Annotated in this window: 8 protein-coding genes; 5 read left to right on the forward strand and 3 right to left on the reverse strand. The window is 52.7% G+C overall.

All coding sequences use genetic code 11. The annotated features are described in order from the left end of the window. Positions 1-24: 24 nt before the first annotated feature. The gene (locus AC3CB2_RS13970; protein WP_352933437.1) at positions 25-708 is read left to right on the forward strand and encodes a hypothetical protein; all 684 of its coding nucleotides are present in this window, start codon (positions 25-27) and stop codon (positions 706-708) included. Between the two features lie 139 nt (positions 709-847). Here AC3CB2_RS13970 and AC3CB2_RS13975 read toward each other — a convergent pair whose 3' ends face one another. Next, positions 848-3,862, reverse strand: coding sequence for a tetratricopeptide repeat protein (locus AC3CB2_RS13975; protein WP_352933440.1), 3,015 nt, complete (start codon positions 3,860-3,862; stop codon positions 848-850). A 212-nt stretch (positions 3,863-4,074) separates the two neighbouring features. Here AC3CB2_RS13975 and AC3CB2_RS13980 point away from each other — a divergent pair, with 212 nt between their 5' ends. Beyond that, a complete protein-coding gene (locus tag AC3CB2_RS13980; RefSeq protein WP_352933443.1) occupies positions 4,075-6,120 on the forward strand; it encodes an alkyl/aryl-sulfatase in 2,046 nt (681 codons plus the stop codon). 110 nt (positions 6,121-6,230) lie between these two features. Here the strand turns inward: AC3CB2_RS13980 and AC3CB2_RS13985 are convergent, their stop codons facing one another. Continuing rightward, positions 6,231-7,709: a tetratricopeptide repeat protein gene (locus AC3CB2_RS13985; protein ID WP_352933446.1), complete on the reverse strand. Its 1,479-nt coding sequence runs from the start codon at positions 7,707-7,709 to the stop codon at positions 6,231-6,233. A gap of 304 nt (positions 7,710-8,013) precedes the next feature. Between AC3CB2_RS13985 and AC3CB2_RS13990 the strand changes: the two genes are divergently transcribed. The 3 genes from AC3CB2_RS13990 to AC3CB2_RS14000 all read left to right on the forward strand — a co-directional run bounded on the left by AC3CB2_RS13990 (position 8,014) and on the right by AC3CB2_RS14000 (position 12,296). Next, positions 8,014-9,168, forward strand: coding sequence for a GNAT family N-acetyltransferase (locus AC3CB2_RS13990; protein ID WP_352933449.1), 1,155 nt, complete (start codon positions 8,014-8,016; stop codon positions 9,166-9,168). 137 nt (positions 9,169-9,305) lie between these two features. Next, complete coding sequence (locus AC3CB2_RS13995; protein WP_008547952.1) at positions 9,306-10,220, forward strand: PhzF family phenazine biosynthesis protein; 915 nt, start codon at positions 9,306-9,308, stop codon at positions 10,218-10,220. 519 nt (positions 10,221-10,739) lie between these two features. After that, positions 10,740-12,296 carry a 2-isopropylmalate synthase gene (locus tag AC3CB2_RS14000; RefSeq protein WP_008547692.1) on the forward strand — a complete coding sequence of 519 codons (1,557 nt, stop codon included), beginning with the start codon at positions 10,740-10,742 and terminating at the stop codon, positions 12,294-12,296. A gap of 58 nt (positions 12,297-12,354) precedes the next feature. Here the strand turns inward: AC3CB2_RS14000 and AC3CB2_RS14005 are convergent, their stop codons facing one another. Beyond that, on the reverse strand, positions 12,355-12,891 hold the full coding sequence (locus AC3CB2_RS14005) for a GNAT family N-acetyltransferase (protein WP_008547740.1): 537 nt from the start codon (positions 12,889-12,891) through the stop codon (positions 12,355-12,357). Between the last annotated feature and the right edge of the window lie 48 nt (positions 12,892-12,939).

Below are 12,939 nucleotides of genomic sequence, written 5' to 3' on the forward strand. Positions count from 1 at the left end.
GTTTCGACTCGTGGGATAATAAGTGTGATCAAAAAGCTCCTATTCGTATTATTAGCAGCCATACCCCTTAGTACATTGCTATTGTTATCAAGCCCCGTTCAGTTTGATTTAGTATCTGTTTTTCTTAGCAGCAATAGTTCAGGAGCAAGAGGCGCAAATACTCAATTAATCGAACGCGCCCTACGCAGTAGTTACGAACCTACAAGGTTCGATAATGTGAAAGTCGAAGTAAAATCGTGTACAATTAACATACAGAAAGTATTGAAAAAATGTGACACTACCCGCCAATTCAGTCTGGAAGAAAATCGTATTGATCTTCGTGATTTTTTAGGGGTTGAGTCAGTGCAAATTAATAGGCCTAAACTATACGATTATACAAGAATTAGCTTTAATAGTGCACCTGAGACTACCTCATTATTTGCGCATATAACTGAGAAGCAGATTTTTCTTTTCGATAAACTTAAAGAAGAAGTTTCAAGAAAAGAATTCGACGACAAGCAAATATACGAACTAAAAAAATCAAACGAGAAAATACTATCTGAATTTTACCCACCTTTACGTTCATATCGAATGATAAGTACATGCGAAGGCGCAGAATGGCTTCTATCACCGGATAGATCATTTTTGGTGAGAAATGACTTAGCAAACGCGATGTACATATCTCTGACTGATTACATCTCAAGCTGTACTTCTACAAAAATGAAATAATAGTTCTATACCCTATCTACCCAAGAAGTGTTTTTGGAACGCGAGCTCTAGAATACAGAGACCATTTAAATAATCTATCGATGGGAGTGCTACAATGAAGCAATCTAACGGAGCTATTAAAAGGCATTATTAAACGAGGCTAGGAAAATGGCTTGAATAGCACTTTATATCGGCGCATCCATCGCTTGTGCTCATAGCCATCAGGCTCTTTGTCTGCCCAATACTCAATCAGCAATTCAATCGCCAGCAAGTCTTGCTGCTCAGCCGCATTCGTCAAAATCTCCAAGGCATCTTCACCATAGTTGGCGTCCACTTTTCCGTTGAGGATCAGCCGTGCTACATGGATCTTAAGGGACGGGATTTTGGAGGAAGCAATGCGATACCACATACCCGCTTTGCGGTAGTTCTGCTCAACATGGCGCCCTTCTTCATAAAGCTCCGCCAGCTTTCTTTGCGCACTGATGTAACCACTGTTTGCGGAGATCTCCAAAGCCTGCAGGGCTTCCTCAACTTCAGCCTGAGAAGGTGTTTGTTTGGAAAAAACAATATTGGCAAGGGTATACCGCGCTTCTGGAGAATACACCCAGCGATCCGGATTAGAGCGAACCAGTTTCTCTGCTAGATCAACGTTCTTCGGCACTGTTAGACCATAAAGCAGGTTCACTGCAGTCAGATGTTTCCTGTCCCAGTCTCTGCTGATGCCATCCGTCTTCAGCATCTCATCAACCGTCATCCCACCGGAAAGCCGATGGGTAATCTCGTAGGCTTGCGCAGGACCATGAAGGCCAACTGCCTCCCGCAATATCTCAACGCCTCTTTCATAGTTGCCGGGGAACTCAGAGCCATAGATGTACTTTCTGGCAAGGTCCAGTTGCGCCTGTAAAAGACCAGCATTTGCCGCAACAGTGTATAGGCGTTCCTGCAGTTTTAAGTCCTGATCAATCCGGCTGTACTCCAGATCCTTCGCAGCCTCCAGCGCCACAACAGCATCACCATTCAGCCCTTGCACCTGACGCCAATGAGCCAACTTATCTGGCCGCTCACCATCAGGAGGATTGTTCTCGAAGATCCAGACCAGCCGCTTTGCAGCATAGTGGCTCCCAAGGTCCGCCGCTTTGCTAAACCACTTAACGGCGTGCTCCACTGCATTGTCCTGGTCAGGGCTCACCTCGTCGTAGTACGCCCCCATGTAGACGTAGGCATCTGAGTAGCCATCCTTCACGAGTTCCTGCAGCAACTGCTTTGCCGCCTCAACATCCTTGTGTTTGTCCGATGAGAACAAGTAAATGCTCGCAAGTTCAAGCTTGGCTGCTTGACTGCCTTTTTCCATCGCAGCTTTATAGGCCGCAACATGCTCATCCTGTTTCAAGTCCAGAATGTCAGCTTCATCTTCCATTCGAACAAGATGGAAGCGTGCTTCTGAGTTGATCTCGATACTTTCTTTGTAGAGACGCTTGGCGCGGGCTTTGTTCCGAGGTCCACCAAGACCATCCTCTTCCAGAAACGCCAGATCGATCTTCACATCATCAATACCGGCGGCAAGCGCTGCATCGTACCAATAGCGCGCCTCGATATAATCCGCCCTCACGCCCAGCGCATAATGATAGTGGTAGCCAAGATAATCGTAGGCGCTTTTGCTGCCACCACGCGTTGCTTCGTGGAACATCTTTAGCGAGCGGGAGTAATCCTGCTCTGCGCCATCCCCATAATAGGAGATCAGCCCAAGGCGGAACGCAGCAAAGGTGCTTCCTCCTTCTCGCGCCAACTCATAAAGCTCTGTAGCTTTCTGATCATCTTTCTCAACACCCAGCCCTTGCTGATAAAGAAACGCCAGATCCGCATTCGCGTTAGTATACCCCTCCGCAATCGCATCCTCATAGTACTGCCGAGCCTTCAGATAATCTTTCTCAACGCCAAGGCCCTCATCATAAACATTCCCCAGCCGCACCAGCGCCAGTGAAGACCCCACCTCCACCGCTTGCAGATAATACTCCCGCGCCTTGGCATGATCGGTCTCAACGCCGTAACCATCGCGGAAGCAATCCCCCAGCCCAACCATACCAGACCGGGCACCTCGCAGGACGCTTTCCTCATAGAGCGCAATCACTTCCTCAGGTGTGCTGTCCTCAGGCGTCAAATACCTCTTGAGATAGGCAAGATAGCCAGAAGCCGTTCCATTCCCCCGCTTACGGGCCAACTGATAGTACTCCGCGGCCTTTCCATAATCGGGCTCCCCGAGCGCGCCTTCCTCGTAAAGCTCACCAATCCTCACCAGCGAGTAAGAGGAGCCCCACTCGGCTGCCAGCTCAAAATACTCAAGGGCTTTGGCAACATCCTTGGGAACGTCGCGCCCTTCCAGATAGATATCCGCCAAATCCGACGCAGCGCCGGGAGAGGAATGTCCGAGCTCTTCCTCCAGCAGGCTGAGCACCCGCTCAATATCAACCTCGCCCAGATGCCCGTCATAGATTAACTCAGCCAGTCGGGAGGCTGCCACATCACTTCCGGCCTCCCGGCCACGCTCGTAATACTCCGCAGCCTTTTCATAGTTAGGAGAGCCATCCAGAATCCCCTCCTTGGCAAAGTCACCAAGAAAATCCAGCGCCACATAATACTCAAGAGCTGCAAGCTGTTTCAGGATCTTCAGTCCATAGGCAACATCCTTACGAACGCCTTCACCATCCACATACAGCCGCCCCAACTGAGCCTGTGCCCAGTCATCCCCCAATTGTGCGGCTTCAAAGTAAAGCTCTGCCGCCCGCTCAGGATCCGGCACCACGAAGTGTCCGCGCTCATAGATGATCGCCAGCAGGACACTGGCATCGACGTGCTGCTGTTCAACCGCTTTCGTCAGCCAGTAATGCGCTTGCTCATAGTCCAGCGCTACGCCGTCTCCCAGCCAAAACGACTCCCCCAGCTGGTACTGCGCATTCACATCGCCCTGCTCTGCCCGCAACCGCAGCTCATCAAAATCGATGCTCTCCACTTTGCTGCGATGCTCTTCCAGAACGGAGCGCTTATAGCCACGCTGTTCCAATACCTCACGCAACCCCACCGCACGTTCCTGCTCTGCATAGGGAGCCGCAGAGACGCCTTGCGCAAAACCCATGCAGACACTGGTCAGGAGAAAGGCAGAAAGAACGCGCGAAATCATTGAAACGGCACCTTTAAATATAACTAGGCAATCATTCACTCCCCTCAAATCGGAAGTCAATCAAAACCACGCAAACCCTGAACTTAATAACCCAAGGTTGCGGCGTGCGATTAGGCCTTCAGCAACCAAAAACCTCATTTCAAACACTGGTTGAGCCTCCCCCTTAACTGCAACGCGATAAGGAAGGGGCAACTCTACTCCGGAGGTCGGGAATGACGCTCAACAAAACCAAAAAATCCTTTGCCCGCCAAATCCTATGCACATCCCTTGGTGTCAGCGTGGCCTGGTCCCTGTCCCTCACAGCAACTATGGCTGCAACCGTCACCAACCCAGCAACGCGCTTCACAGGTGAGATCTACGAGAACATCTTAAAGCAGCTGCCTTTTGCTGATGAAGAAGACTTCAAGGATGCGCAGGCCGGCTATCTCGCACCTCTGCCTGATGGCGGCGTGGTGAAGAATGCCAAGGGCGAGATCGTCTACGACCTCTCCAAGTTCGATTTCATCATGCAAGGTTCCATCGCCCCGGAAACCGTCAACCCAAGCCTCTGGCGCCAATCCCAGCTGATCCTGCTCAGCGGGTTCTTTCAGGTGTCGGAACGCATTTTCCAGGTCCGCGCGGCAGACCTGTCCAACATCACCTTCATTGAAGGCGATGAAGGCATCATCATCGTCGACCCGCTGATCTCCGAGGAAACCGCCCGTTACGCTCTGGAGCTCTACTACGAGCAACGTGGCAAGAAGCCAGTCAAAGCCATCATCTACACCCACAGCCATGTGGACCACTTCGGCGGCGTGCGCGGCGTGGTGGACGAGCAAGACGTGATCAGCGGTAAAGTAAAGATCTACGCCCCGGAAGGCTTCATGGAACACGCCGTTTCAGAAAACGTGATGGCCGGTAACGCCATGAGCAGACGCGCCTCCTACATGTACGGCAACCTGCTGCCTCATTCCCCGCAAGGACAAGTGGGCGCAGGCCTCGGCCCAACCACATCGACCGGCACCGTCACTCTCATTCCGCCAACGGACATCATCAAGAACAACGGCGAGACCCACACTATCGACGGCCTCACCTTCGATTTCTGGATGGCGCAGGATTCTGAAGCCCCTTCTGAGTTCTTCTTCTACATTCCAGAGCTCAAAGCCCTGTGCACCGCTGAAGACGCCACCCACACAATGCACAACACATACTCATTGCGCGGCGCGAAACTGAGAGATCCTCTGGGCTGGTCTAAATACATCAATGAGGCCATCTACAAGTACGGCAAGGACGTCGATATCCTCTTTGCCCCGCACCACTGGCATCTGTCAGGCAACGACAAGATCATGGAGCACCTGCGCAATCAGCGTGATCTTTACCGTTACATCAACGATCAGCCTCTGCGCTTGGCAAACCACGGCTTCCGCATGACGGAGATCGCAGAGATACTGGAAGTGCCGGAAACCTTGCAGCACGACTGGAGTGCCCGCGGCTATTACGGTTCGTTCAACCACAACGTCAAATCCACCTACGTGCGCTATCTCGGCTGGTTCAACGGCAACCCGGCCACCCTGCACGAATATCCGGAACGCATCTCTGGCCCCAAATACGTTGAGTTTATGGGCGGCCCAGCCGTCCTCCTGCAAAAAGCGCAAGAATCCTATGATGAAGGCGATTATCGCTGGGTCGTGGAAGTGCTCAACCACCTGGTCTTCGCCCAACCGGATAACAAGGATGCCGCCAAACTGCAGGCAGATGCACTGGAACAGCTCGGCTATCAGGCAGAGTCTGGCCCATGGCGCAACTTCTACCTGTCAGGTGCACAGGAGCTACGCAGCGGCATTGAAGATTTGCCCGCTGTCGACACCGCCAGCCCCGATATCATCCGCTCTATGGACATCGACCTACTGTTCGACTATGCGGCCATGCGCCTGAACAACACCAAGGCTGGCAACCAGCAAATCAAACTGAATTGGGTCTTCCCGGATACCGATCAGAAGTACGCCATGGAACTGCAGAACGCAGCGCTCAGCCACATCGCAGGCTATCAGCTGGAAAATGCAGACGCGACCGTCACCATGGACAGAAGCACCCTCGACAACATCATGCTTGGCATGGAAACCTTTGAAGAAGCGATCCAATCCGGCATGATCTCAGTTGATGGAGAAGCCTCCAAGCTCACCGATCTGCTCGGCATGCTGGATACCTTTGACTTCTGGTTCAACATCGTTCGCCCAGTGCCATTGGACAAAGCCAATCAGGGCGGCACCACCAAATAACATTCATCTCTCACGGTGAAGCAAAAGAGCCGGTTTGAAACCGGCTCTTTTTGTCTTTGCTTCTGCGTATCTTTATCTGAAAACCGGCTACCACTTTTCAGCGATACGCTTTAATTGTGTGGCTGGGTTCGCAATCGCCACTCAAGCTGGTTAAGCGCCCGCTCCGCATCCCGATAGCCCTGCTCTGCCGCCATCTTATAAAAATCACGAGCCTTCACCAGATTGCGGTCCATGCACCGCCCGCTCTCATGGCAATAACCCAGCAGATAAAAGGCTTCCGGCACCCCTTTGGAAGCTGCAAGCAAAAACATCCGCGCCGCTTCACTCGGGTTCGGCTCTTCATCAAAGCCCTGCAAATAGACTTTGCCCAGCAGCACATCTCCCACAGGCTCCCCACGCTCAGATGCCTCCCGGAACAGATCCTTGGCCCGCTCGATATCTTGCGGCACACCGCGCCCATTGAGATAAAGCAGACCCGCATTGGTCAGCGCAAACGGAAACCGGGCTGAGGACGCCGTATAAAACTCCAGTGCCAACTCGTAGGATTGCGGAACCCCACGGCCATTTTCATAAAGCACACCAAGATCATTCAATGCCTGCGCATTGCCCTGCTTGGCAGCCGCTTTGTAAAGACCAATGGCTTTCTTTAGGTTCGGCTTCGTTCCTTGCCCAAGCAGATAGAACCGCCCCAGAGCAAACTGTGACCGGGCCAAACCACGCTTCGCCGCCCGCTCATAATGATAAAACGCCAGCTCCAGATCCCGCTGAACGCCAACTCCATCCTCATAAAGCGTGCCGAGATAATGGTTCCCCAACAGATGCCCTGCATCCGCCGCAACACGGTAGTGACGGATGGCCCCCATCAGATCAGCCTTCCCGCCATCTCCATTCTCAAGCAGCTCGCCCAATGGCACATGCGCATCAATAGAGCCCAGTGCAATCGCCTTTTTATAAAGCGCACGAGAGCGCATCGCGTCTCGCTCAACACCAACACCATCACGATAAAGGCCAGCAAGGTTCTCAATACCCTGCATTAACCCCGCCATGGCAGCGCCCTTCACCCAGTAAAAGGCGAGCTTCGGGTCTCGGGTAACGCCAATGCCATGCAGATACAAAAGACCCAGATTGTTCTGCGCCCAGGCATCGCCCCAATCCGCAGCAAGCTGATACAGCTCACGCGCCTTCACAGGGTCAGCTTCACCATGCTTCCCCTGTCGGTAGATTTCACCCAGATTGTTGTAAGCCGCAGCAAGCCCCATCTCGCCCGCTCGCTCATAAAGCTCCATGGCAACCGGCAAATCACGCGGCACCCCATGGCCCATTTCATGCGCCACAGCCAGTCCAAAGACAGCCTGCGCATTCCCCGCAAGTGCCTCTGCACTCAGTGAGTTGATGAGCGCGCTCTTGGCCATTTCTGCCCGTGTGGAACGATGGATCTTCCCCGCCCTGTTATGCAGCAGCGTCAAACCACCAACGCCCTTGGTCAGCAGCAGTTCCTTTTCACTCCCGGTCGCTTGCCAGCTCACAGCATAAGCAGGCAGCCCTTTGGCAACCGCAAGCAAGCATAGGAGTGAAACCAGAATGCGCATGAGAACCTTCTCAACTGTGATTGTCACGGGTCACAAAGAGCGCCATGCGATTGGGTCAAACAGGGTCTGCCTGCCCGGTAAGCTCTTGTCAGCCAACGAACCTCATGCAAGTAGTTAATCGTTAATCTTTTCGGGTTGGGTATCCTTCAAATCGCGCTGGTCACTTGAAACCATTTCCTCTTTTGGGCCACTATTGGCTGGTTGTTTCAACTAGACCGAAAAGAAGACTGGCGAATCCAGAGCCACGACTTCCTCGGGCACTATTGCTTTTCGTCATAAGTTGATTTTTGGAGAACCAAGAAGAATGCATTGCCAAATGCGCCCGGCTGAAAAGAGCCAAGCCATTGCCCTCACAAACATAATGCACGCAGCCAAAGGCCACTGGGGCTATGATCCTCAGGACATGCAGGAGTTCTGCGACCACTGGAAGATCACACCAGAAATGATCGACAAAGATCCGATCCTCGTGATCTCAGAGGAAGATCATCCGATCGGATTTGCCCGTGTTCTCAAAGAAAGCACGGAGGTTGCGCTGCTCAATTGTCTGTTTGTGTTGCCAGAGGCACACGGAAAAGGCCACGGCGCGTGGCTGTTGGAAGGCGCAGAGGAAATCGCCAAACGCATGCAATGCACGCAACTGCGCCTTGAGTCAGATGCAAACGCAGCTCCGTTCTATGCCCATCACGGCTACCACAGCACCATGAGCAGGCCGAGTGCCTTTCAGGGCGCTGGCCCGATTGAGCACATGCAGAAGGATCTCACACCTCAGATCCACGAGGTCTCCGAAATTGACCTGAAGCTCGATATGGCCGCCACCTGGGACTTTGCGACCCACAACAGCGAAGCAATCAAAGCCAACTGGCAAACCCTGATCTCTGATAATCCGGATCTTTGGGATGGCAAGGTTCTGTCACTCTATCAGTACTCCTTGGACAACGCCCAGTTCACTGGCGAACTGGTAGAGATCAACTACTCCGAATTTCTGGCATGGCGCGACTGGGGCTTCCCGGACAGAGAAGCAAAGAACTTGTTCGGCTGCACTGTGCTGCGCTCCAGAGAAGGTCATCTGGTCTTTGGTAAAATGGCTGGCAACACCGCAACCGCCGGTCAGGTTTACCCACCAGGTGGAAATCTTGATCTCAATGATATCACTCCCTCCGGTGAGGTGGATATCTTCGGCTCCATCGCTCGTGAGCTGGAAGAAGAAACCGGTCTCACACTCGATCAGGGTGATCTGGGTGAGGTGCTCGCCATTGAAGATGGACCACGGCTGGCCATTGCCCGTATTTTAACATTGCAACTCAGCTCAGACGAAATCCTTTCAAAAATCTCACATTTCAACGCAAACCAGGAAAAACCTGAGTTGGAAGAAGCAGTTATCATTACATCACCGGAAGATCTGAAAGCCTATCGCGTGCCACCTTATGCAATCGCGCTCACCGCACATCTGTTAAATTAACGAGCTATATTCATTTGCAGACTTGTATTTGGTGCCAAAACAATCTTGAGTAGCGCTCAAGCTAACATTTTTCGCATGCTGGGCTCATGCTCCAAGGCCATCAGCCCAGCACCAAACTGAGACAATTGGACTTCAAAATGGCCAGACCTTATGCCCTGCTAGACGTTTTCACTGATAAGGCGCTGGCAGGTAATCCGCTTGCAGTCGTTCTGGACGCAAAAGGACTATCAGACTCTCAGATGCAGCGGATCGCCTGCGAGTTCAATCTCTCTGAAACCGTGTTCGTTCTGCCGCCGGAAAACCCGGCTCACAACGCCTCCATCCGCATCTTCACACCGTCCATGGAACTACCATTCGCAGGTCATCCGACTGTTGGTACCGCAGTGCTGCTGGCTGAGAACCGCTTTGGCGCGCCGGATAACGACATGGACATGCTGGTGCTGCTGGAAGAGAAAGTCGGTTTGGTTCGTTGCGCCGTTGCCCTGCAAAAAGGCAAAGCCACCTCCGCTGAATTTGATGTGCCAAGGCTGCCGAAACCAGCCCAGAAACTGGGCGACAAAGATGTAATCGCAGCAGCGCTCTCGCTGGAACCAAATGAAATCACTTTCGAAAACCACAAGCCGAAAGCTTGGGAAGCTGGTGTTCCATTTGCATTTGTTCCAGTAGCTGACATGGACGCCATCAACCGCATCCAACCCGTACACAAGTACTGGGACGAAGCGTTCGGCGATATCGCACACAACAACGCCTTCGCTTATTGCCGCCAGACCATCCACGTAGACAGTGCCTTCCACGCCCGCATGGTCTATTTGGAAAACGGCCTGCCACGGGAAGACGCTGCAACCGGTTCTGCAGTCGCTGCTTTCGCGGGTTCCATTGCCGAGTTTGATGCTCCGCTGGATGGCACTCACAAGTATCTCATTGAACAAGGCTTCAAGATGGGTCGCCCCTCCTCCATCTCACTGGAAATGGAGATGCAGTCCGGCAAAATCCACGCGCATCGCATTGGCGGACAAGCAGTTGTCCTCGCACGCGGCGAACTGCTGCTTTGATCGATTATTCCGGAGGAGCGCTTCAAGCCTCCTCCGCTTTCCCGCAGCGCTGTGAACCAATTGAGATTATCTCAGCGTGAACTGCATATACTTTTGAGTAATCAGAGCCCTGTCTTTGAGTAAAATTCTTGCGTTTCCACCTCATATCCGCTAGGAAAATTACAGATTTGGCAAAAACGAGACTTACTCGGTAACGCTTAAAGAAGAATTGGCTAGTAATTTCAGACGAGTATCTGACACCTAAGTGATTAGAAACGTTTGATTCTGAGCCATAGCGACGAAAAGGCAGCTGACAGATAATGATCGCGAACCGCGACAATCTGAATGAAAACAGCACCATGCGCCCGCATGGCGGCCTCTTCCTACGCACCCTCCTTCTACTTAGATGCCCCTAGGCGTCGGCTGCCCCGTATCTGGGCGGGCACTTAGGGGATCATCTAAATATCTGAGATTGAAGGAAAATCCCCAGGCGCTATTCAGGACAAGCAAGCTGTCGGGGCAAAGTTGAAGGCATCACCAATGACCGCATCCGCTAAAGACCAAGTAGTTATTTTCGACACCACCCTGCGCGACGGAGAACAATCTCCAGGCGCGTCCATGACATTGGAAGAAAAGCTGCAAGTCGCAGAATTACTTGACACAATGGGCGTTAACATCATTGAGGCTGGCTTCCCGATTGCGTCTCAGGGTGACTTTGAAGCGGTCAGCGAAATCGCCAAACGCTCCCAGAACTCCATCATCGCAGGTCTGGCCCGCGCAATTCCGGCAGACATCGACCGCGCTGGCGAAGCAATTAAACTGGCAAATCAAGGCCGTATCCATACTTTCGTCTCCACCTCTCCGATCCATCTGCAGTTCCAGATGAACAAGACCGAAGAGCAGGTTCTGGAGATCATCACCAAAACCGTGACACAGGCTCGCAACCTGATCGATGACATCGAGTGGTCCGCCATGGACGCCACCCGTACCTCCATCGAGTACCTGAGCCGCTGCGTGGAAGCAGCTATCAATGCTGGCGCAACCACCATCAACTTGCCAGACACCGTTGGCTACGCAACGCCTGCTGAATATCAGAGCATGTTTGAGCAGATCATCGCGAATGTGCCGAACTCAGATAAAGCAGTGTTCTCAGTGCATTGTCACAATGACTTGGGTCTGGCTGCTGCAAACTCTCTGGCTGGTGTCGCAGGTGGTGCACGTCAGATCGAATGTACAATCAACGGCTTGGGCGAGCGTGCTGGTAACGCAGCTCTGGAAGAAATCGTCATGGCCCTGCGCACCCGCAGCGATGTGTTGCCATACGAGTGCTCCATCGATCCAGCCTACCTGACCCGCGCTTCCAAGCTGGTTTCCGCCGTTTCTTCCTTTCCCGTCCAGTACAACAAAGCCATCGTAGGCAAGAACGCATTTGCTCACGAAAGCGGCATTCACCAGGACGGCATGCTGAAGCACGCAGAAACCTACGAAATCATGCGTCCGGAAGATGTAGGGGTTCGTGCAACTTCCCTGGTCATGGGCAAGCACTCTGGTCGTCATGCATTCAAAGACAAGCTGTCTGAGTTGGGTTATGAGCTGGGCGACAACGCGCTGCAGGAAGCCTTCCGTCGCTTTAAAGACTTGGCAGACCGTAAGAAAAACGTCTACGACGAAGACATTGAAGCACTGGTGGAAGACCAGATCACCATCGAAAGCGAAAGCGTCAAGGTTATCGCCCTGACCGTGATTGCAGGTACCGGCGGACCACAGAAAGCCATCCTGACCATGGATGTCAACGGCAAGCACGAAACACGCGAAGCCACTGGCGACGGCCCAGTCGATGCAACCTTCAATGCCATCAAGGCAATTTGGCCACACGATGCAACCATGTCCCTCTATCAGGTACATGCAGTGACCGAAGGCACCGATGCGCAGGCTGAAGTGTCCGTTCGTCTGGAAGACAACGGCAAGATCGCAACCGGTAAAGGTGCCGACACCGATACTCTGGTCGCATCCGCCCGCGCCTACGTTTCAGCTCTGAACAAACTGGCCATTCGCCGCCAGCGTCAGGTGAACGTAGAAGACGCAATCAGCGTGTAAGCCTGCATAATTTCAAGGAAAGAGCGCGGGTTGAATGCCCGCGCTTTTTTGTGCCTGCTTAGGCCGGAACAGCCAGTTTCTGACAGCTTGGGCTCAGCACTTGATAGAACTCACAGGGCATACCATCAACCATCCGGGTTTCACGGAACTCAAAGCCAGCACGTGTCATCACTTTCTTGGAGGCATGGTTCTCTGGATGCGCAAAAGCAAGCAGGTGGGAGTAATAGGTGTTCTCAAAAAACCACTCCACAAGCGCCTGCGCGATCTCACTGCCTAGCCCTTGGTTCCAGTAATGCTGATGCAGGGTGTAGCCCATCTCGACTTCAGCGGTCTTCTCATAAAGAGAGAAGCCGGCTCGTCCAACGAACTCACCATCACGCGTAGACAGATGCCACTTGCTGAAGCCCATCAGTTCCTGCGTTTCAATGAAACCAGCCAACCGCTTTTTCACGGTAGAAATGTCCCAGGCCACATTGGTGGGCTGCAGATACCGGTTAACGACTGGGTTACTATGGAGGCAAACCAGATCTGCCAGATCATCAGAGGTAAAAGGACGTGCCCGGAGACGTTTGGTTTCCAGAATTGGGAGTGTCACGCTCGCTTCCTCCATTATAATCACACGCCAGCCAGTTCGTGAAAACAG

It is taken from the genome of Pseudovibrio sp. SCP20 (assembly GCF_057774105.1).

Coding starts and splice junctions, on each gene's coding strand:
- AC3CB2_RS13980 (WP_352933443.1), top strand. CDS start 4,075: ATGACGCTCAACAAAACCAAAAAATCCTTTGCCCGCCAAATCCTATGC.
- AC3CB2_RS13985 (WP_352933446.1), bottom strand. CDS start 7,709: ATGCGCATTCTGGTTTCACTCCTATGCTTGCTTGCGGTTGCCAAAGGG.
- AC3CB2_RS13995 (WP_008547952.1), top strand. CDS start 9,306: ATGGCCAGACCTTATGCCCTGCTAGACGTTTTCACTGATAAGGCGCTG.
- AC3CB2_RS13990 (WP_352933449.1), top strand. CDS start 8,014: ATGCATTGCCAAATGCGCCCGGCTGAAAAGAGCCAAGCCATTGCCCTC.
- AC3CB2_RS13975 (WP_352933440.1), bottom strand. CDS start 3,862: ATGATTTCGCGCGTTCTTTCTGCCTTTCTCCTGACCAGTGTCTGCATG.
- AC3CB2_RS14000 (WP_008547692.1), top strand. CDS start 10,740: ATGACCGCATCCGCTAAAGACCAAGTAGTTATTTTCGACACCACCCTG.